Origin of the sequence: Kangiella aquimarina DSM 16071, assembly GCF_000374105.1 — a bacterium.
Classification (GTDB): domain Bacteria; phylum Pseudomonadota; class Gammaproteobacteria; order Enterobacterales; family Kangiellaceae; genus Kangiella; species Kangiella aquimarina.
The window spans coordinates 727,485-747,574 of sequence record NZ_KB893650.1; the positions used below are offsets into that span (position 1 = coordinate 727,485).

A 20,090-nucleotide genomic window follows, 5' to 3' on the forward strand; every position below is an offset into this window, starting at 1 on the left:
GCCTAATTGAGTTAATTGAGAAGCTTCCTATCTAACTGATATCTATAGATAAACTTTCTTACTCTTACCACACCAAAATTAAATTGACTATTTTCTGTGCGAATGGCGCTATCTAGTATAGAATATGCGCCATTTTTTCACCTTTGAGAAATTTATGATCGATAAGTTACGCAATATTGCGATTATTGCCCACGTTGACCACGGCAAAACAACCTTAGTTGACAAGCTGTTGGAGCAATCGGGCACCTTGGGCGAACGCGCTGGCCCACAAGAGCGTGTAATGGATTCAAACGATCTTGAGAAAGAGCGTGGCATTACTATTTTGGCAAAAAATACTGCTATCAAGTGGAATGATTACCGCATCAATATCGTAGATACCCCTGGGCACGCAGATTTCGGTGGTGAAGTTGAGCGTGTTATGTCGATGGTTGACTCTGTTCTACTGTTGGTCGATGCGGCTGAAGGCCCTATGCCTCAGACTCGTTTTGTGACACAAAAAGCTTTTGCGCAAGGCCTGAAACCAATTCTGGTTATCAACAAAATTGATAAGCCTGGTGCGCGTCCTGACTGGGTTATGGATCAGGTATTTGACTTGTTTGATAACTTAGGCGCTACCGACGAGCAGCTCGATTTTGAAGTGGTTTACGCTTCTGCTTTGAATGGCTGGGCTAGCCGCGATCCGGACACGGTTGGTGAGAATATGCAGCCATTGTTTGAAGCTATCGTCAACAATGTTGCGCCACCACCTGCAAATGCTGAAGGCGGATTCCAGATGCAGATCTCTCAGCTGGACTATAACTCTTATGTAGGTGTTATTGGAGTCGGTCGAGTAAAACGCGGTTCTGTTAAGCCAAATCAACAGGTCACAATTGTCAGCGCAGATGGAAGCAAGCGTAATGGTAAAGTTGGTCAGGTATTAGGTTATCTGGGTCTCGACCGCCATGAAGTTGACTCTGCTGATGCTGGTGACATTATTGCGATCACCGGATTGGGTGAATTAAAGATTTCAGACACCATCTGCGATCAAAATGCTGTAGAAGCTTTGCCACCATTGTCAGTTGATGAGCCAACAGTAACCATGACCTTCCAGGTCAACACGTCTCCTTTCGCTGGTAAAGAAGGTAAATACGTTACTTCGCGTAATATTCTTGAGCGTTTGCATCAGGAGCTTGTGCATAACGTAGCTTTGCGTGTTGAAGAGACTGATGACCCAGATAAGTTCAGAGTTTCTGGACGTGGTGAATTACACCTAGGTATCTTAATCGAGAATATGCGTCGCGAAGGATTTGAGATTGCAGTTTCGCGCCCGGAAGTAATTCTTAAAACTATTGATGGTAAGCTACAAGAGCCATTCGAGACAGTGACCATTGACGTTGAAGAGCAACATCAAGGCAGTGTCATGGAGCGCATGGGTACGCGTAAAGCGGAGTTAACCAATATGTCTCCTGATGGTAAAGGCCGTGTTCGTTTGGACTTCATGATGCCAAGCCGTGGCTTGATTGGTTTCCAGACTGAGTTTATGACGCTTACCTCCGGTTCTGGTCTGATGTACCACACTTTTGACCATTATGGTCTGCATAAAGGTGGCGACATTGGTCAAAGAGCCAGTGGTGTGTTAATTGCCAACATGACCGGTAAAGCACTGACTAACGCCTTGTTTAACCTGCAAGAGCGTGGTCGTCTGTTTGCCAAGCACGGTGATGAAGTGTATGAAGGGCAAATCGTTGGTATTCATAGCCGCTCAAATGACCTCACGGTTAACTGCCTGAAAGGCAAGCAGCTAACTAACGTTCGTGCATCTGGTACTGACGAAGCTCAGGTTCTAACACCGCCTGTTAAGTTGACTCTGGAGCAAGCTTTAGAATTTATCAATGATGATGAGCTGGTCGAAGTAACGCCAAACAGTATACGTTTACGTAAAAAACATCTTACTGAAACGGATCGTAAACGCGCAAGTCGTCCGCCTAAAGCATCTTAAGTCTATAAGAGCTTTAAAAAGCCGTTATCTGTTTAGCAGTTAGCGGCTTTTTTTTGCCTTAAATATATTAAATCAGGCGAATCGGTTAGCAATAAATTAATAAAATCGTTACACTTTTTTGTAATCGCTAAAATTAATTGCAACCAATTGCATAGATACCAATCATATAAGCAATAAATTACAAAAAGGCCTTTTATGAATCAGATTAAACTCGCAGCACTTTGCACTACAATCACTGCGCTTTCAGCATGCACGACTTCTCAGGGCGTGGATGCCGCAAAAGCCTTAAGCAGTTTGTTTGGTGGACCACCGGATCGTGCTCAGATGATTGACTCAACTGTTAAGGAAGCTTTGCAGTATGAGTTTGACAAGTGCATGAGTGGTAAGGAGTTTACTGCTGATTCGCAATCCAAATGTATTCAGCTTGCCTATGCAACGGTTAAAGAAGACATGAATCTTGAAGAACGTCCGGGGCAGGATGGAACTGTGATTATAGAGCGTGTCGATGATGACGAAATGATTTATGAAGATCAAAGCAATCAAGAAGAAGACAACGACGAGTAATAATTGATGATTGCATTGTTACAGCGTGTGTTGGAATCAAAAGTGATCGTAGAAGGCAAAACTATTGGTGAAATTGATCAAGGGCTAATGGTTTTGCTTGGTGTTGAAAAAAATGATGACGAAGCGGTTGCTGATAAATTATTACAACGGATATTAAAGTACCGAGTATTCAGCGACGAGCAGGATAAGATGAATCTGTCTTTACAGGATGTGAACGGTGGATTGTTGCTTGTGCCGCAGTTTACTCTTGCTGCTGATACACAAAGTGGTTTACGACCAAGCTTCTCTTCTGCAGCCCCTCCACAAGTGGGTAAAGAGCTGTTTGAATATGTGGTAGAGCAGGCTAGATCACATTATGATAACGTCGAGTCTGGTCAATTTGGAGCTGACATGAAAGTCCACCTGATTAATGATGGACCGGTTACATTTCAATTAAAAGTTTAAAGAACGATCTCGTCATCATCTTCAAGCTTGTCAGGCTGAGTTGATTCAATGAGCTTCTTGAGCTGTTCTAAATTGGATTGATTCACCTCTTCAATACTTCCTTGAATCAAAAACAAAATAGCATTCTGTACAATACCTTTCCCTGAATATTGCTGGTTCATTGTCACGATAGTTGATTTATTGTCACTGCCTTCAAAGATCACCTGAGTTGTTCCAGTTAGCCATTCATTGGAGTAGTCATAACCCACCTGCTGATTTGCAGTATAGGAGGTCAGGGTATGCTGCATTGTAATTGGAGTGCCTTCAGCAGATTGGTAATTCATTTGCCATTGGCTACCAACCTCATTTAATGAACCGCTGACGTTTTCAATGGAGTGGAATTCAGCTATCCAATGATTCAGTAACAGCGGATTATTATAAACCGCAAAAACCTGCTCGACAGGAGCGTCAATGGTTACACTCGAATTGCTTTCGAAGTTTCTTTTGAAAATGCCAATAGCAACCAGCACCATAAATAGAGTGCCGATAAAAATAAAACCATACTTTAAAACTTTCATAATGCACTTATCCTGTTACGGCTTATTGTCGCGAAGCTCAGTCACGACTTCCTGTAAATGCTCTTTCGTTACATCTTGGTGAGGAATTGGCTCGCCAACGATTAATGTTACCTTGGTTCGAATTCGTTTTAAACGGTCAATAATTTTATTGACTTTCTTACGACTGAACAGGCTTTGCCAGAGGCCTTGTAGCGCCATGGGGATAACGGGTACGGGAGTTGTTTCAATGATTCTCTCGATACCAGATTTGAAGGCATTCATTTCACCATCTGTTGTCAGTTTACCTTCCGGGAAGATACAAACCACTTCACCATTCTCAAGAGCTTCAGCAATTTGGTACATGGCCTTGTTGAGCAGTTCTTTGTCTTCATTGGCGCCAGCAATTGGGATCGCCTTTGCCGTTCTAAAGATAAAGCTGAGAACGGGGATTTTAAAAATTTTGTGGTACATGACGAAGCGTACCGGACGACGAATACTGCCTGCAATAATTAAAGCGTCGACATAGCTCACATGATTGCAGACCAGCACCTGTGCACCTTCGTCCGGAATATTATCTAATCCTTTCTTCCTAACCCGATAAACGGTATGGATCAGAATCCAGACCAGGAAGCGCATCAAAAACTCAGGAACCAAGGTGAAAATATAGATGGCTACCAGAGCATTCATAATGGCTACCAGCAGGAAGAACTGTGGAATGGTCATGCCATTACCAAGTAGCACCGCGCCAAGCACTGCGGCAACTACCATAAAAAGAGCATTAAGAATATTATTACCAGCAATTACGCGCGACAGGTGCGAGCGTTCACAGCGTTCCTGAATCAATGCGTATAAAGGCACAATATAAAATCCGCCAAAGATACCAACAAAAGCACAATTAATCAGAGTTCGAATAGCTCCATCTTGACTCAAGTATTCTGTTGGAGATAAAGCGCCTGTGAAACTGCTGTTCGGGTTTGCCAGAAAAATATCAATAGCAAACCAGGTCATACCGATAGCGCCAAATGGCACAAGTCCCAGTTCGACTTTTCTGCCTGATAAGAACTCACAAAGCACTGAGCCTAAACCGATCCCCACTGAGAATGTCGCAAGGATCATTGTTGCTACGAGATCATTTCCGTTTAAACTGACTTTAGTGAAGTTTGGTATCTGAGTAAGAAAAACTGCGCCATAAAACCAGAACCAGGAAACACCTAGAATGGATAGGAAAACGACTTTCTGCTGACGGGCGAATTTAAAGGTTTTCCAGGTCTGTGTAATGGGGTTCCAGTTAATTTTTAAATCGGATTGAGTCGAAGGTGTTTCGGGTATTCTGCGGCTGGCCAAGTAACCAGTTATTGAAATAGCCAATAACAGACCTGATAAGATTTGCACTCCGATATCACCACGTCCTATAAGAACGCCACCGATAACTGTACCAATAATAATGGACAGGAATGTGCCCATCTCAACCAAGCCGTTACCGCCGAGTAACTCGCTATCATCAAGGTGTTGCGGCAAAATACTGTATTTAATTGGACCAAATAAACTGGACTGGAAGCCCATTAAGAATAAAACCAATAGCAGGAACCAGATATTATTCAAATAGAATCCGATTACTGCGCAAATCATAATAGTGATTTCTAGTAGTTTAATTTTTCGTATTAATGCGGATTTTTCGAACTTTTCAGCGATCTGACCGGCAGTGGCTGAGAACAGAAAGAAGGGAAGAATAAACAGTCCGGCAGCAATATTATTCAGCATATCTGAATTTAAATTAAGCTCTGCAGAAGCCTGGTAAGCAATAAATATTAATAAAGCGCTTTTATACACATTATCATTTAGCGCCCCCAGCGCTTGAGTGACAAAGTAGGATGAAAAGAATCGCTTTTTAAATAATGAAAACTGGTTGGCCACTTATTATCCCTCTTCTTGATCCTGTTCTAGTTTGGCAGATTGAAAAAAGTTTGTGCATTTTTATGGGTTATTTCGGCAACATGCTCTAATGATTGCTGTCGACAGTCCGCTACCTTTTGTGCCACATGCGGCAGAAACATGGGTTCGTTGCGGCCATCTTTCGGTTTCGGTCGTAAATCTCTTGGTGTCAGCCAGGGCGCATCTGTTTCAATCATTAATCTATCATCAGGTATCAGGTGAACCATGTCTGCAAGCTCCTGTCCGCGCCTCTCGTCGCATATCCAGCCTGTGATGCCGATATATAAGCCTAGCTCTAAATAGTGCTCAAGAGCATCCTGAGAGCCTGTGAAGCAATGAATGACGGCAGGTGGGAGCTGCTGTTTATATTGAAGTAATAATTCCAACATGGTGTCGCTGGCGTCACGTTCATGTAGAAATAAAGGCTTTTGCAGTTCGCAGGCCAGTTCTAAGTGCTGATGCAAAACTCTGATCTGACTGTCTGGAGTAGAAAAATTACGGTTGAAATCAAGTCCGCACTCGCCAATGGCGACTACTCTGTCTTGCGAGTGAAGCGATTGAATCAGCTTAAAATCACTAGCTGTCAAACGCTCAGCGTCATGCGGATGGCAACCTGCGGTACTATAGCAATCATAGCGTTCAGCCATAGCTAATGCCTGTTCGCTCTCCCGGGCATTGGTACCAGTAATGATGATAGACTCTACCCCTGTGTCATGAGCTCGATCAAGGATCTGCTCCCGATCCTTGTCAAAACGATTACTGGTTAGATTAACCCCGATATCAATAAGCTGTATATTTGCGCTCTGCGCCATAAAACCTGATTGGCATTAGAAAAAGTCTTGTAAGATGTTATAAACTAAAACAGCTTTAAATCAAAGAGATAACAAAAAAGGGAATATCATGTCTGCAGAAACACCGAGAGTCACAAACGCGCTGGTTGCCATTGCCGCAACTTTTTTAATTATTGCGGGATTAAAGTCCGCCAGTAGCTTTGTGGTACCTGTGATCTTGTCATTATTTGTGGCCATAATTTTGGGGCCGCTTTACTTTTTCTTTGCAAACGCAAAATTACCGGTAATCAAAAAAGATATGCCCGATTGGCTGGCCATTATTTTAGTGGTGGTCATTATGAGCTTATTCTTTTTTATGATCGGAACACTGGTCGGTAATTCAGTAGAACAGTTTTCCAGTAATCTACCGCGCTATGAAATGATGTTACGGGCAAAGTTCGAAGGGCTTGTGCTCTGGCTAGGAGGGCACGGTATTGAAGTCCCACAAACACCATTAGCAGAGCGTTTCTCTCCCGGTGTCATGATGAATTTATCGGCATCAATCCTGAATGGGCTTGGTAGTGTATTAAGCAATACTTTCCTGATAATCCTGACTTCTATCTTCCTGCTGATGGAAGCCAGTATTTTTGGCGATAAAATGCGTCGTGCTTTCCCTGACGTTGAAAGTAAAGCCCATCTTGGTCTGGGTGAGGTGATTACCAAGATTAAGCAGTATGCATCCATTAAGTCTGTGGTGAGCCTATTAACTGGTGCCATCATCAGTTTGTGGTTGTGGTTAATAGGGGTGGAGTATCCGTTCTTGTGGGGGCTGATTGCTTTCATGTTTAACTTCATTCCTAACATTGGCTCGATCATTGCCGCTATTCCAGCAGTCCTGCTGGCCTGGTTGACTTCAGATAGTCTTACCACGCCACTGCTTGCAGCAGCAGGCTACCTGGCGGTTAACTTTGTGATTGGTAATATCGTAGAGCCAAAATTTATGGGTAAGGGCCTGGGACTTTCTACTCTGGTGGTCTTCCTTTCATTGTTATTCTGGGGCTGGGTACTGGGGCCGGTTGGCATGTTGCTTTCAGTGCCATTGACAATCATCGTCAAAATCTTCCTTGATGCTAACAAGGAAACTCAGTGGATTGGTATTATGCTGGGCGATAAGTAAATTTCACAGCAACTAAACCAATAAGAAAACGCCCGAGTGATTTCGGGCGTTTTCTTATTACAGGTTTAGCAATTATCTGTTTACTGATAGGCAGAATCGCCGCCACCCAACGCCTTATACAGAGTTACTGTATTAGCCAATCGAGCACGCTCACTTTCCAGCTTAGCCTGCTCAGCAGCAAATAGATCCTGCTGCGCACTCAGAACTTCAAGATAACTGGCAAGGCCTGCTTTGTACTTGGCTTCAGCCAGGTAGAGTCGACGCTTTTGTGCTTTAACCAGATCAAGATTGGCATTAAGCTCGTCTTCGTAACTCTTGCGATTGACCATCAATTGATACACTTCAGCGAAGGCCTGTTGAATGGTTTGCTCATAACTGGCGACCATCTGCTCTTTCTGGGCTTTGGCAACATCAAGCTGAGCGTTCAATGCATTACCGAAAATGGGTACAGAAATTGAAGGCATAAAGGTCCAGGTTTCTGAGTCGCCATCAAACAAGTTATCAAATTCGGTGCTGGCAAAGCCAAAGTCACCGGTTAACCGCAAGCTGGGGAAGTAAGCCGCGCGCGCAGCACCGATATTGCCGTTGGCGGCATACAGCTGGTGCTCGGCAGCTAATACATCAGGACGATTGAGTAGTACATTCGAACTAATGTTATCTGGCAATTCCAGACTCATCATCTCTGGCATCTGATGCTTGTCGCTTAATGATACCTGGCTGAGTGGCGTGCCAATCAAAAGCTCAAGATTGGTTTTCGAAACAGCATACAGACGTTCAAGTTGCGACTTTCGTGCTGAAACCTGAGCCAGCGCTGCCTGCGCCTGTGCCAAATCCAGGTCGCTGGCGATACCGTTATCTTTGCGCTTTTGTATCAGATCCAGACTTTCCTGACGACTATCAAATGTTTGCTGTGCAAGGTTTAGGTTTTCCTTTGCTGACAACCAGGAATAGTAGGCGTTGGCAGTTTCGGCGATGACTGAAATTTTCACGAAGCGCTGTGCCTGCTCGGTAGCATAGAACTGATTTAAAGCAGCGTCGCTCAAGGAACGAATACGGCCAAATAAATCCAGCTCATAAGAAACGAGTCCGACCGATGCATCGTAACGGTTGAACATGACGCTGCCACCGGTAAAGGTTGATAAATCTCTACCACGAGTTTGACTAACTTCTCCACGGAACCCCGGCACAAACTCTTCCCATTGAATCTGATAACGTCCTTTAACCTCCGCTACCCGCGCAGTTGCTATACGTAAATCACGGTTATGCTCCAATGCCTGGTTAATCAGTGCCTTGGCATTGTCGTCGGTAAAGAAGCTTTGCCACTCACGTAAAACGACCTGCTCGGCAGCCTGAGACTGCTGTTCAGAAATTGACAGGTTATCAGCTACAGGTAATTCAGGGCGCTCATTATCAGGTGCCATGGACAGGCAGCCCGATAATACGAATAGTGCCGCTAAAGGCGTTAAACTTCTTTTAATCATCATTAATCTCCATTCCTCTGGCCGCCATTTCATAATGCTTTAGTTTTCGTGGGAAAATCTTGCGTACCAATAAGTAGAATACTGGAACGAAGAAAATTGAGAAAACTGCTGCGGCAAACATACCGCTGACCACCCCTGTACCAATTGCCTGACGGCTGGCAGAGCCTGCACCGCTAGCCAATGCCATTGGCAGAACACCCATGATAAAAGCCAGCGAAGTCATTAAGATTGGACGTAAACGAATCTTGCAGGCTTCAATCACTGCTTCTAATGGCGACTTGCCATCGGATTGTGCTTCACGAGCAAACTCTACAATCAAGATAGCATTTTTTGCCGAGAGACCGATGATGGTGATCAAACCAACTTTAAAATAAATATCGTTCGGCATGCCACGTATATCCATCCCGATGATACAACCTAGTATGCCCAGTGGCACCATTAGTACAACGGCCATCGGTACGGACCAGCTTTCATAAAGTGCTGCCAGCACTAGAAACACCACCAGGAAGGAGAGAGCGAAAAGTAGAGCTGTCTGGTTGCCGGCTACTTTCTCCTCCAACGATTGCCCTGACCATTCGTAGGCGATGCCTGGTGGCAGTTCTGCGGCGAACTGTTCCATGAGATCCATAACTACACCGGAACTAACGCCCTCTGCACCCGAGCCGGTTAGTGGTAAGGATGGCAAGCCATTGTAGCGAGTCAGCTTGGCGGGTGCTTCACCCCAGGATGCGGTAGCAATTTCCGACAGGTTGACCAAATCACCTTGCTGGTTACGAATTTGCAGACTCATGATTTCTTCAGTGGTAGAGCGTGTTTGTGCATCTGCCTGCACCCAGACCTGACGCACTTTACCATTATCAATATAGTCATTGACGTAAGATGAGCCTAGCGCGATCTGTAACGTGCTATTTAGCGTCGGGATATCAATACCCATGGCTCGCGCCTTAACCCGATCCACTTCCAGTGTCAGCATCGGTGCTGCTGGTAACGTATCTGGGCGAACTTCGGCAAATTTACCTGTCTGTTGTGCTTTACCAATAATCTGGAATGCAGCTGCAAACAGAGCATCCTGACCGCCTGTGCCACGGTTCTGTAACTGGAAGTCAAAACCGCTACTGTTACCTAGCCCCGGAATTGGCGGCATGTTAAAAGCAAAGGTGTTGCCTTCTGAGAACTTCTGGAATTCAGCACTGGCCGCAGCTGCAAATTCATCTGCATTGCGCATGCCTTCCCGTTCACTCCACGGTTTGAAGTTAACGAAAGTAATGGCAGTATTCTGGCCGCTGCCAAAAAAACTGAAACCCGCAACGGTAATTACACGAACTACTTCAGGCTGCTCTAGATACCAGGCATCAGTTTTCTCGGTTAATTCCAGTGTCCGTTCGCGAGTGGCGCCCGGTGGTAATAGGGTTGTGGAAACGATAAAGCCTTGGTCTTCTGATGGTACAAAGGCAGTTGGCATGTATATAAAGCGTGCCACGACATAACCACATAGCAGTACAAACACTGACATGGTTATCAGCATCCCTTTTTTGCTAAACATTTTCTGCACTGAGTTCATGTAGAAGTTTTTAAAGGATTCAAAACCTCGATTGAACCAGCGGAAAAAGGCCATTTCCTTTTTCGCCTTATTACCTTCGGCATCACGCTTTTCAAGTTTCAATAAGCCCTGGGCAATGGCGGGGCTTAATGATAACGACAGAAATGCAGAGATGGCCACCGAGATAACAATGGTTAATGAGAACTGCTGATAGATGCGTCCCACTGAGCCAGAGAAAAAGGCCATAGGAATAAATACCGCAATAAGCACCGCAGTGGTACCAATAATGGCGCCAGAGATTTGCTTCATGGCTTTTTTGGTTGCTGGATAAGGTTTGAGGCCTTCTTCGTCCATGACTCGCTTGACGTTTTCGACCACGATAATGGCGTCATCGACCACAATACCAATTGCCAGAACCATCGCGAACATGGTCAGCATGTTAATCGAGAAACCAAACAGCTGTAGACCGATGCCTGCCCCGATCAATGAGATCGGTACCACGATTAAGGGAATTAATGTGGCGCGCCAGCTTTGCAGGAACAAGAACATGACCACGGTAACCAGTACCACAGCTTCAAGCAGCGTTTTGACTACTTCACTGATCGATTCATCAACGAATATCGAAGCATCGAAAGGGACAACCCAGGCCATGTCGTCTGGGAAGAACTGCTCCAGCTCCTCCATTTTTGCTTTAACGGCTTCCGCTGTATCCAGAGCGTTACCAGTATTACTTAATTTAATAGCAAAGGCTGCGGCATCCTGGCCACTTAAAAATGCCTGTGAACCATAACTGTTAGCTCCGCGTTCTATAGTCGCCACATCTTTGAGACGAACTACTGCGCCCTGGGAGGAAGAGCGTAGAATAATATCACCGAATTCTTCCACCGTTGATAATTGTGCTGGCACCAGAACTGTGGCATTAATCTGTTGATTGCCGGGTGAAGGGAGAGAGCCCAGCTCACCGGTTGCCAGCTGTGCATTTTGACTACTGACCGCAGCATTCACTTCCGCAGGCGTTATGCCGTAGGCGGCCATCTGTTTCGGATCGAGCCACACACGCATGGCGTAACGTGAGCCAAATTGCTGAGCACTGCCTACGCCATCAATACGGCGAATGTCACTTAAAATCGCGCGATCCAGATAGTCACCAAGGTCGGTGCTGTTGAAAGTACCATTCGGTGAATAGAGCGAAACAACCATCAGGAAGTCGCGACGTGCCTTGTCCACCGCAACACCCTGAGTGCGCACGGAGGAGGGTAAACGAGCCTCCACCCGCTTAAGCCGGTTCTGAACCTCAACTCCGGCGATGTCAATATCGGTGCCCGTATCAAACGTCAGGTTGATGGTGCCGGTACCGGTTCGGGAACTTTCAGAGCGAATGTATTTCAGACCTTCGATACCATTCATCTCTTCTTCGATGATGGTCGTGACCGTGTCCTCAATGACTTGCGCCGAAGCTCCCGGATAGGATGCGGTTACCGAAATTTGCGGTGGTGAAATGTCCGGGTATGACATAACGGGCAACTGCTGGATCGCCAGTGTACCGCCAAGCAAAATAAGTAACGCAATAACCCAGGCAAAAATGGGACGGTTAATAAAAAACTGAGCCATGAATTACTCCTGAGTCTGATTCTGGGCATTGCCAGAAGGCTGGTTCATTGCTGTGACAGGAGTTCCCGGTTGTAGAAATTGGGTGTTACTTACAATAACCTGGTCACCGCGTTGCAGTCCGCTTTTGACCACCCAGTTTGGGCCTACCATTGGTCCTAATTCAACTGGCTGAACTGCCAACTTACCATCTTTAATTAACTTTACGGTTGCACCATTGGCTGACATGGTCACTGCTTTCTGGGGAACCTGAAGCAGGCTGTCAGATTCACCCACCGGCAGCTTGACCCGGACAAACATACCTGGCAGCAATAAATGGTCTGGATTATCAACAATAGCTCTTAATTGAACCGAGCCAGTATCGGGTTCAACTGACCAGCTGGAAAATTCAAGATTGCCAGAACCAGGGTATTGAGTGCCGTCATTATAGAAAATCTGCACGGTGGATGAGCTGGCGTTAGAACTTTGACCGGATTCGAATAGTTTGCGCAACTGCATCATTTCTGAACTTGAGCGAGTGAAATCAACATAAACTTTATCCAACTGCTCAATGGTGGCCAGGTGAGTTGATTCTGCAGCTCGAACAAGCGCGCCTTCGGTGACCATAGCACGACCGATGCGACCTGATATTGGTGCCGTTACGGTTGCGTACTCAAGTTGGATTTGCGCATTTCTAAGGTTAGATTTGGCCAGTTCGACACGAGCCTTGGCCTGTTCATTCTGCGCTGCAAACGTATCAAACTCCTGCTGACTGACGGCTCCCAGTTCAAGCAGGGTGGTATAGCGTTCCAGCGTTTGCTGATTCAGCTTTTGCTGGGCTATGGCATCATTGAGATTAGCACGTTCTGCTTGTACATCGGCCTGTAACTGACGCTTGTCAATTTGAAACAGCACGTCACCCTGCTTCACCATGTCGCCTTCGGTGAAGACTCTTTTCTCAAGAATACCATCGACACGGGCACGAACTTCCGCTGTACGAATGGCATTAACTCGACCAGGTAAATCCTGTGTAAAGGTAGTGATACCTTCAGAAACAGTGCTGACTTCAACAGGTACGGGTTGCTCACCCTGTTCGGCAGCAAAGCTGCTTAATGTCAGGGTTGAAGCAAACAAACCCAATAGTGTGCTTTTTAAGAGTGTATGGGTCGTCATGAGATTCTTTTTCATAAAACTCTTCTTAATAAGGTTCTGGTTCATAAAGTAATCCTAAAGAGTATTGGTGGGACTTTTGATTGCATCCCAGGCAAATTCAATCATTTCCTCAATCAGTTGCTCATCCACGGTGTTGTGATTGACAAACTGCCAATGGATGAAATAACTGAAACCGCCGTAAATCTGAATGTTTACGTCGGGGATTCGTATATTTTTTAAAACTCCAGCTGCTTTGGCGTCCTGGTAGAGCTTAATAAAAGGCTCAAACACGATATGTAACTTTTCACGAGTCTGATCTTCTATTGCTGAAGAGAAGCCATACAGGTGACTGAAGCGAAAATACAGGCAATTATCCAGCATAAACCGGATACCGGCCCGTAGAAGAGCCTTGATGGCCTCTTCGTAACTGCTATCGGGCTTGTGATTCTCAAGTAAAAAATCAGCTTCCTTTTGTTTTACATACAAAAAGATTTCATTAATCAGCTGCTCTTTACTTTCAAAGTAGTTGTAGACACTGCCAGTCGCGACATTGGCTTCCTTGGCCAGAAGCGACATGGAGGTGCCCTGCAGGCCTCGTTCAACAAATAAACGAATCCCTGCCTCAAGAATTTGGGCTCTTTTGGACATAGAGGTATTTTTTGAAATGAATGTTCATTCATTTTACGTGATCAAAGCAACTGGAAACAAGGTCTGAACCAAAAAACAAATGTAAAAAATTATTAATTTGCGCTCTCAATACCTTTTCAAGGTAACTACTTGGTGTCTTAGACGCTGAATTACATAAATAAAAAGCTCCTGTGACAGAGCCACATTATGGTACGGTTATCCGATTCTGTATGAGTAGGTGAAATCACTTTAGGGGAAAAGCATGACAATGGTTTTACGATTGATAGTTGGATTTGGTGCCTGGGTACTACTGATATTGGCTATCAGCAACAGCGCTCAGGCGAAAAACTCTGAGCAGGGCGTGAATGACATTAAGGTGCCTCAGGTATTGGCGCATCGTGACAGAGCTGAGCCGATAAACCGGATCTTAAAGCACCGATTGGACGTTCTGTTACCGGAGTTGATGGCTGAGTCAGAGCTGGATATGTGGCTGGTCATCAATCGCGAATATGGCGAGGATGCACTTTTTTATACGCTGGTTCCCGAGCCGACCTTCGCAGCGCGACGAACAACTCTGCTGGTGTTTGTCAGAAATGAAGAGGGAGTCGAGCGCTTTAGTGTCAGCCGTTATCCGATAGCCGGATTTTATGAAAGCCGCTGGCAGGGTGGTACCGATCAGCAGCAATGGCAGCGACTGGTTGAGATCATTAAAGATTATGACCCACAGAAAATTGGCATTAATGTCAGTGAAGAATGGGCGGTTGCAGATGGTTTATCGCAGGGCCTTTATTCAACTTTAATGAGTCACCTGCCGGAAGAGCTGCAAAAAAGAGTGGTAAGCTCTGAAGAATTGGTTGTACGCTGGTTCGAAACACGAACCAAACCAGAAAAAGAGGTTTATCCGCAGATTGTGGCAATTGCCCGTGGCGTGATTGCGGAAGCTTTCTCCTCAAAGGTGATTACGCCGGGTGTGACAACCGATAAAGATATTGCCTGGTATATCCGTGAGCGATTTGAAGAGCTGGGTGTTAAACCCTGGTTTCAGCCTTATGTGACGGTACAGCGTAAGGGTGATACCAATGATCCTGAATCACCCTTTTTCGGCAGAAGTGATCGCGTCATAATGCCTGGTGATATTATCCATACTGATGTGGGCTTGTGTTATTTGAAGCTGTGTACCGACACACAGGAAATGGGCTATGTCGCTCGCTTTGGAGAATATGAGGTGCCCAAAGGTTTAAAAGAAGCATTGGCAAAGGGCAATCAATGGCAGGATATTCTTACTTCGCAATATAAAACGGGCCGCACCGGTAATGAGATTCTGAAAGCCACTCAGGTTGCCGCTAAAAAGCAAAAACTCAATTCCAGTACCTATACACATCCTCTTGGGTTTGTAGGACATGCGGTAGGGCCGACCATAGGCATGTGGGATAACCAGGGGCCAACACCAGTTAAAGGCGATCGAAAACTGTATCCCAACACTGCGTATGCCATTGAAGGTAATGTTAAAGTGAAGTTACCGGAGTGGGATAACCAGCTAATACAAATCATGCTTGAGCAGTCAGCCCTGTTTGATGGCGAGAGGGTCATCTATCTCGCTGGCAGACAGACTGAGTGGCATTTTATTCGTTAGTTACTGACCCTTAATTGAAAAAGCCGACTGAAGAAGAGTCGGCTTTTTATTTGGTAGATTCTTTTCTAGCAATATGGATAGTTTTCCAGACCTTGGCAATCAGCTGGCCATCTTCATCGTGAATATCGACTTCGAAAACAGGTTCAATAACATCCTGATCCTTTAATTGCAGGTTAATGTCCAGCAGGTCCTGTTCGCTGAGTTTGAATTCAGCATAGACATCTTTGCGACCAGGCTTGATGAATTTAATTTCTGCTTTTTTATCCCATACTACATAGTCGCGCCCAAGTTTATGCAACAGCAGTAGCATATAGAATGGGTCGGTCATCGAAAATAGCGCACCACCGTAGTGAGTATTGACATAATTACGGTTGAACCAATATTTGCGTAGCCTGATTTTAGCGTATTGCCAGTTTTCATCGAGTTCCAGAACCCTGATACCTGAGCCCCAGAATGGAGGCCAGAGATTCATCACTAATTTGAGTCTTTTGGCGGTTAACTGCTTCATAAGAACCTGTTTAGACGTTGGAATCGTCGGCAGTTTGCTGCTCGTCATTCTGTGCCGCCGACTCAGCAGCTTTAGGAGCATAAACTCTAGCAAAGATGAGGCCCAGCTCAAATAGAATCCACATTGGGATACCGAGCAGTACCTGTGAAATCACATCAGGTGGCGTCAGTAGCATGGCAAAGATAAATATAGCAACGACGATGTAAGGTCTTTTGTCACTGAGGGAGCGATGACTGATCATTCCTGACCAAATCAACAGCATGGTAGCAATTGGAATTTCAAACGCTAAGCCAAAGGCAAAGAATAGCTTGAGTGCAATGGAAAGAACGCTGTTGATATCGGGTAAATAGTTGATGCCTTCAGGTCCGATCCCTGAGAGAAATCCAAATATAATCGGGAATATCAGATAGTAGGCAAAAGCGATGCCGGCATAGAAGAGAATGATGCTGGATAACAGTAATGGGATGGCGAAGCGCTTTTCATGTTGATAAAGACCTGGTGAAATAAACATCCAGACTTGATGTAGAACATAAGGCATAGCAATAAAAAAAGCCGCTACAAATGCCAGTTTAAATGGCGCAAATAATGGCGAGGTGACATCGGTAGCTATTAAGCTGGAGCCTATGGGTAATTGCTCAATCAATGGCTTTGCCAGCCACAGATAAAGCTCATTGGCTACAAAAGCCAGCCCAACGAAAATACAGACAATCACCAGGACAATCCGTAACAGGCGATTACGAAGTTCCAGCAGGTGCGCTATCAGTGGTTGTTCCGAATCTTGGCTCATCAGGAAGACTTGTCTGGACTAGCAGTGGATGATTGAAGTTTGTCTTGCTCATTGGCTAAAGCCTGTTCGCTTTGCTTTAAGGCCTGTTCTGCTTTGGCAATGGTAGCCTGGGCTTCTTCTCGCAGCCGTTTGAGTTCTTCATCGGCTTCAGCCTGCTCCATGATCATTTTCTCATGTTCGGCAATCCGCTTCTTCATTTCTTCAAGCTCCAGCTCACGCGTGACCTGTTGATTAAATTGGCTAAAGCCACGCTTGGCTTTGCCGATCCAACGACCAACAGTATGCATGGCTTTGGGCAGTCGCTCGGGCCCCAGTACCACCAGGGCTATAACCACGATCAGCAATAGTTCGAAGAAACCAATATCAAAAGGCATAGTAACTTAAGAAAGGATGACTATTTTTTTGAGTCTGTTGCTTCAGAGCTTTGCTCTGACTTTTGTTTTTGGCTTTGTTCAGTGCTATCAAAGTCAGCATCTTTAGACTTGTCTTCGACCTGCTTATCGTCGTCTTTAACTGCTTTTTTGAAGTTCTTGAAGGCTGAGCCAATGTCGCCACCGGCATTGCGCAATTTTTTTGTGCCAAATAACAACAAAATAATAACTAAGAGTATGAGTAATTCCCAAATACCAGGTTTCATGCTTTTACCTCAAGCGTTAATGCTTATGCAAATGGCAGCCGACCACCGCCACCTACGATGTGAATATGAATATGATACACTTCCTGACCGCCATCATCACCTGTATTTATGATCGTTCTGAATCCATTGCTAAGCCCTGCCTCTTTGGCAAGTTGCGGAACTTTAGTCATCATATATCCCATGATGTCGGCATCCTGCTCTGTGACTTCCGCTAAACTTGCTATGTGCTGCTTAGGAATCATTAGCAGATGGGTCGGAGCTTTAGGAGCAATATCCTTAAAAACCAGAATTTTATCGTCTTCGTAAACTTTATCGCTTGGAATGTCTCCAGCAATAATTTTGCAAAAAATACAGTCGCTCATAACTTCTCCTTGAGTTGCAATTGAAAAGCGGCCAGTTATTTAGTTGGCCAGAGACTTTTAATCAGGAACCAGCCAGCACCTGCTCCTAAAATAGCAGCCGGCCACCAGTCTGTAGGTACCGCAAGATAGCTAATACCACTTAATATTGCCAGGGAGCCGCCAATAAATGCGTGCTTAAGTGCATATTGTTGCTGAAGCTTGTGTCTTTCAAGCTCTGTGAACTGGCTTTTAAGTTGCTCGAACTGATTAAGTGAATGACCAACCCTGTGCAGGTTATCAAACAACAGTCCTGGGAGCTTAGGTGCTTTGTTCAGCCAGTCTGGGAATTGACGTTTAATGTCTTCGAACATGGCTTTAGGGCCAATCTGCTCGCGTACCCACTGCTTTAGGTAAGGTTGTGCGGTCTGCCATAAATCAAGTTGTGGATAGAGCTGACGACCCAGGCCCTCAATGTAAAGCAGAGTTTTTTGCAGAAGAACCAACTGTGGTTGAACCTGCATATTAAAGCGGCGTGCAGTTTGAAATAGTTGAATCAAGAAATGACCAAATGAAATCTCCGCCAATGACTTGCCAAAAATAGGTTCGCATGCGGCACGGATAGCAGATTCAAACTCAGGGATGGAAACATCCGCATCAATCCAGCCCGATTCAACGTGTAGCTCAGCAATGCGTCTGTAATTACGATCAAAGAATGCCAGAAAATTGTCGGCCAGATAGCGCTTATCGTTTTCATCAAGAGTGCCCATAATACCGCAGTCAATGGCAATGTATTGGGGAGCACCGGGGTTGCTGACATTAACAAAAATGTTGCCGGGATGCATATCCGCATGGAAAAAACTGTCGCGGAATACCTGAGTGAAGAAAATCTCTACTCCACGATCAGCCAAAGCTTTCATATCAACCCCGCTGGTACGCAGAGCCTCAATGTTACCAATAGGTATGCCTGAGATTTTTTCCATGACCAGCATTTTTACTCGGGTGTAATCCCAGTAAATTTTAGGCACATAGAGTAAGTCTGAGTTTTCAAAATTGTGGCGTAAGTGTGAAGTATTAGCTGCTTCAATTCTTAAATCGATTTCTCGCGCCAAGGTGCTGTCATATTCCTTAACCACTTCGATAGCTCGCAAGCGACGTGCTTCGCTGGAATACTTTTCAGCCCAGCGTGCCATGGAATGCATCATCTGCATGTCACGCATGATCTTTTGACGAATTCCTGGACGTAGAATTTTTACCACCACTTCTTCGCCACTGTTTAATGTGGCTTCATGGACCTGAGCGATTGAAGCAGAAGCCAGCGGCGTATCATTGAAGTTGGAAAATACATCATCTATTGCTGTAGCCAGCTGCTTCTCAACAATTGAGCGAGCAATGTTAGAATCGAAGGGAGGAACCTGATCTTGCAGTTTTGCCAGTTCGTCTGCTATGTCAGGTGGGACAAGGTCGCGACGAGTAGAAAGCATTTGTCCGAGTTTGACGTAAATGGGGCCAAGTTCAGTTAAGGCAAGCCTTAAACGTTCACCTCGTGATTTATCTTTAGCTTTACGGCGTAAGCTCAAAGAGAAGAGTTTAGCCAGAGGTCTGAAGCGGGCCAGAGGAGTTGGAGCAAGAAATTCGTCCAAGCCATAGTGAACCAGTGTGCGATTTATTTTGAGCGCATGGTGTAATTGTCTAATGGCGTTCATGCTGTCTTCTCGTAATTAATTTCATGGCGATTAATTGGTATTGTTGTTCGCAGAAGCTTTTTGTTCTACTTTCTGTGTGAGTCGGTCAATTCTCTGCTTGAGTCTCTCGGCATCCGATTTGAGATCCGCAATAGCATCATAAAAGTTTTCAAGCTCGATTGAGGCTGGAGACAGTTTTGCTTCAAATCGAATATATTCACTGAAATTCTGCTTTCCAGTATTTACCGTTTTTTGCAACCAGTCGCCAACTTTTCTACCACTGGTAATCATATGATGAGCCAGAATATCTCCAGTATACTGCGATAAATGCTCTTCCCAATCAATGTCGAGTTGCTTGAAGAAGTTCTGGAAGCTTTGTGCAGTGCCAATTTCTCCAGCAAAATGAACTTCGCCTTTAAAAATTGAGTCGGAGCCTTTTTCGTTCATGGCTAAATTGAAAAAGCTGGCTGCTGAGCCTTTTAATTCCGCATTCGGGTTTTTATCTAACTCTGTCTTAACCAAAATCAGACTATCTTCGATAACAATATAAAAGTCGCTATTAAGATCGGTAAGAATGATTTTAATGATTTTTCCTTCCAGTGACTTAAGCCTGGACTGGGCATCAGGATCAAGCTTGATTGCTTGATTGACGAGCAGTTCGATGGGAGGGGTTAATAGCGATATCATCATTTGTCGTGTTATTAACAGAAGCCG

The 20,090-nt window shown here is 45.0% G+C and carries 19 protein-coding genes; 5 read left to right on the forward strand and 14 right to left on the reverse strand.

All coding sequences use genetic code 11. The features are described 5' to 3' along the window. Positions 1–154 precede the first annotated feature (154 nt). The 3 genes from typA (at position 155) to dtd (ending at position 2,986) form a co-directional block, all read left to right on the forward strand. Entirely contained in the window at positions 155–1,978 is a 1,824-nt protein-coding gene (gene typA / locus B158_RS0103620; RefSeq protein ID WP_026309220.1) for a translational GTPase TypA, read from the forward strand. 195 nt (positions 1,979–2,173) lie between these two features. Next, entirely contained in the window at positions 2,174–2,542 is a 369-nt protein-coding gene (locus B158_RS0103625) for a hypothetical protein (protein ID WP_018623991.1), read from the forward strand. Between the two features lie 6 nt (positions 2,543–2,548). Continuing rightward, positions 2,549–2,986: a D-aminoacyl-tRNA deacylase gene (gene dtd, locus B158_RS0103630; protein ID WP_018623992.1), complete on the forward strand. Its 438-nt coding sequence runs from the start codon at positions 2,549–2,551 to the stop codon at positions 2,984–2,986. Here the strand turns inward: dtd and B158_RS0103635 are convergent. The 3 genes from B158_RS0103635 to B158_RS0103645 are packed head-to-tail and all read right to left on the reverse strand — an operon-like array spanning position 2,983 to position 6,266. Further along, entirely contained in the window at positions 2,983–3,543 is a 561-nt protein-coding gene (locus B158_RS0103635) for an SRPBCC family protein (RefSeq protein ID WP_018623993.1), read from the reverse strand. The genes dtd and B158_RS0103635 overlap by 4 nt on opposite strands. 15 nt (positions 3,544–3,558) lie before the next feature. Beyond that, the gene (locus tag B158_RS0103640; protein ID WP_018623994.1) at positions 3,559–5,436 is read right to left on the reverse strand and encodes an MFS transporter; all 1,878 of its coding nucleotides are present in this window, start codon (positions 5,434–5,436) and stop codon (positions 3,559–3,561) included. 26 nt (positions 5,437–5,462) lie between these two features. Further along, the gene (locus B158_RS0103645) at positions 5,463–6,266 is read right to left on the reverse strand and encodes a TatD family hydrolase (protein ID WP_018623995.1); all 804 of its coding nucleotides are present in this window, start codon (positions 6,264–6,266) and stop codon (positions 5,463–5,465) included. An 88-nt stretch (positions 6,267–6,354) separates the two neighbouring features. Here B158_RS0103645 and B158_RS0103650 point away from each other — a divergent pair, with 88 nt between their 5' ends. After that, the gene (locus B158_RS0103650) at positions 6,355–7,401 is read left to right on the forward strand and encodes an AI-2E family transporter (RefSeq protein ID WP_018623996.1); all 1,047 of its coding nucleotides are present in this window, start codon (positions 6,355–6,357) and stop codon (positions 7,399–7,401) included. 80 nt (positions 7,402–7,481) lie between these two features. On the opposite strand, the gene B158_RS0103655 is transcribed toward B158_RS0103650, so the two are convergent. From B158_RS0103655 to B158_RS13215, 4 genes are read right to left on the reverse strand one after another with little or no spacing between them, the layout of a single operon-like run. Further along, on the reverse strand, positions 7,482–8,885 hold the full coding sequence (locus B158_RS0103655; RefSeq protein ID WP_228127057.1) for an efflux transporter outer membrane subunit: 1,404 nt from the start codon (positions 8,883–8,885) through the stop codon (positions 7,482–7,484). After that, positions 8,875–12,033, reverse strand: a complete 3,159-nt coding sequence (locus B158_RS0103660) for a multidrug efflux RND transporter permease subunit (RefSeq protein ID WP_018623998.1) — start codon at positions 12,031–12,033, stop codon at positions 8,875–8,877. Before B158_RS0103660 ends, B158_RS0103655 begins: the two co-directional genes overlap by 11 nt. 3 nt (positions 12,034–12,036) lie before the next feature. Continuing rightward, complete coding sequence (locus tag B158_RS0103665; protein ID WP_033413969.1) at positions 12,037–13,197, reverse strand: efflux RND transporter periplasmic adaptor subunit; 1,161 nt, start codon at positions 13,195–13,197, stop codon at positions 12,037–12,039. 39 nt (positions 13,198–13,236) lie between these two features. Next, positions 13,237–13,809: a TetR/AcrR family transcriptional regulator gene (locus tag B158_RS13215; protein WP_018624000.1), complete on the reverse strand. Its 573-nt coding sequence runs from the start codon at positions 13,807–13,809 to the stop codon at positions 13,237–13,239. Between the two features lie 241 nt (positions 13,810–14,050). On the opposite strand from B158_RS13215, the gene B158_RS0103675 reads away from it, so the two are divergent. After that, on the forward strand, positions 14,051–15,421 hold the full coding sequence (locus tag B158_RS0103675) for a M24 family metallopeptidase (RefSeq protein WP_018624001.1): 1,371 nt from the start codon (positions 14,051–14,053) through the stop codon (positions 15,419–15,421). Positions 15,422–15,467: 46 nt separating this feature from the next. Here B158_RS0103675 and B158_RS0103680 read toward each other — a convergent pair whose 3' ends face one another. The 7 genes from B158_RS0103680 to B158_RS0103710 are packed head-to-tail and all read right to left on the reverse strand — an operon-like array spanning position 15,468 to position 20,066. Next, positions 15,468–15,929 carry a DUF4442 domain-containing protein gene (locus B158_RS0103680; protein ID WP_018624002.1) on the reverse strand — a complete coding sequence of 154 codons (462 nt, stop codon included), beginning with the start codon at positions 15,927–15,929 and terminating at the stop codon, positions 15,468–15,470. A 10-nt stretch (positions 15,930–15,939) separates the two neighbouring features. Then, on the reverse strand, positions 15,940–16,716 hold the full coding sequence (tatC, locus tag B158_RS0103685) for a twin-arginine translocase subunit TatC (RefSeq protein ID WP_018624003.1): 777 nt from the start codon (positions 16,714–16,716) through the stop codon (positions 15,940–15,942). Next, the gene (gene tatB / locus B158_RS0103690) at positions 16,716–17,090 is read right to left on the reverse strand and encodes a Sec-independent protein translocase protein TatB (RefSeq protein ID WP_018624004.1); all 375 of its coding nucleotides are present in this window, start codon (positions 17,088–17,090) and stop codon (positions 16,716–16,718) included. The genes tatC and tatB overlap by 1 nt, the downstream gene beginning before the upstream one ends. Before the next feature lie 20 nt (positions 17,091–17,110). Next, positions 17,111–17,353 carry a twin-arginine translocase TatA/TatE family subunit gene (gene tatA, locus B158_RS0103695; protein ID WP_018624005.1) on the reverse strand — a complete coding sequence of 81 codons (243 nt, stop codon included), beginning with the start codon at positions 17,351–17,353 and terminating at the stop codon, positions 17,111–17,113. A gap of 23 nt (positions 17,354–17,376) precedes the next feature. Then, entirely contained in the window at positions 17,377–17,715 is a 339-nt protein-coding gene (locus B158_RS0103700) for a histidine triad nucleotide-binding protein (protein WP_018624006.1), read from the reverse strand. A gap of 35 nt (positions 17,716–17,750) precedes the next feature. Continuing rightward, positions 17,751–19,397 carry a ubiquinone biosynthesis regulatory protein kinase UbiB gene (gene ubiB, locus B158_RS0103705; RefSeq protein ID WP_018624007.1) on the reverse strand — a complete coding sequence of 549 codons (1,647 nt, stop codon included), beginning with the start codon at positions 19,395–19,397 and terminating at the stop codon, positions 17,751–17,753. A 30-nt stretch (positions 19,398–19,427) separates the two neighbouring features. Then, positions 19,428–20,066, reverse strand: coding sequence for a ubiquinone biosynthesis accessory factor UbiJ (locus B158_RS0103710; protein WP_018624008.1), 639 nt, complete (start codon positions 20,064–20,066; stop codon positions 19,428–19,430). Positions 20,067–20,090: the final 24 nt, after the last annotated feature.

Coding starts and splice junctions, on each gene's coding strand:
- typA (WP_026309220.1), top strand. CDS start 155: ATGATCGATAAGTTACGCAATATTGCGATTATTGCCCACGTTGACCAC.
- B158_RS0103625 (WP_018623991.1), top strand. CDS start 2,174: ATGAATCAGATTAAACTCGCAGCACTTTGCACTACAATCACTGCGCTT.
- dtd (WP_018623992.1), top strand. CDS start 2,549: ATGATTGCATTGTTACAGCGTGTGTTGGAATCAAAAGTGATCGTAGAA.
- B158_RS0103635 (WP_018623993.1), bottom strand. CDS start 3,543: ATGAAAGTTTTAAAGTATGGTTTTATTTTTATCGGCACTCTATTTATG.
- B158_RS0103645 (WP_018623995.1), bottom strand. CDS start 6,266: ATGGCGCAGAGCGCAAATATACAGCTTATTGATATCGGGGTTAATCTA.
- B158_RS0103650 (WP_018623996.1), top strand. CDS start 6,355: ATGTCTGCAGAAACACCGAGAGTCACAAACGCGCTGGTTGCCATTGCC.
- B158_RS0103655 (WP_228127057.1), bottom strand. CDS start 8,885: ATGATGATTAAAAGAAGTTTAACGCCTTTAGCGGCACTATTCGTATTA.
- B158_RS0103660 (WP_018623998.1), bottom strand. CDS start 12,033: ATGGCTCAGTTTTTTATTAACCGTCCCATTTTTGCCTGGGTTATTGCG.
- B158_RS0103665 (WP_033413969.1), bottom strand. CDS start 13,197: ATGAAAAAGAATCTCATGACGACCCATACACTCTTAAAAAGCACACTA.
- B158_RS13215 (WP_018624000.1), bottom strand. CDS start 13,809: ATGTCCAAAAGAGCCCAAATTCTTGAGGCAGGGATTCGTTTATTTGTT.
- B158_RS0103675 (WP_018624001.1), top strand. CDS start 14,051: ATGACAATGGTTTTACGATTGATAGTTGGATTTGGTGCCTGGGTACTA.
- B158_RS0103680 (WP_018624002.1), bottom strand. CDS start 15,929: ATGAAGCAGTTAACCGCCAAAAGACTCAAATTAGTGATGAATCTCTGG.
- tatC (WP_018624003.1), bottom strand. CDS start 16,716: ATGAGCCAAGATTCGGAACAACCACTGATAGCGCACCTGCTGGAACTT.
- tatB (WP_018624004.1), bottom strand. CDS start 17,090: ATGCCTTTTGATATTGGTTTCTTCGAACTATTGCTGATCGTGGTTATA.
- tatA (WP_018624005.1), bottom strand. CDS start 17,353: ATGAAACCTGGTATTTGGGAATTACTCATACTCTTAGTTATTATTTTG.
- B158_RS0103700 (WP_018624006.1), bottom strand. CDS start 17,715: ATGAGCGACTGTATTTTTTGCAAAATTATTGCTGGAGACATTCCAAGC.
- ubiB (WP_018624007.1), bottom strand. CDS start 19,397: ATGAACGCCATTAGACAATTACACCATGCGCTCAAAATAAATCGCACA.
- B158_RS0103710 (WP_018624008.1), bottom strand. CDS start 20,066: ATGATGATATCGCTATTAACCCCTCCCATCGAACTGCTCGTCAATCAA.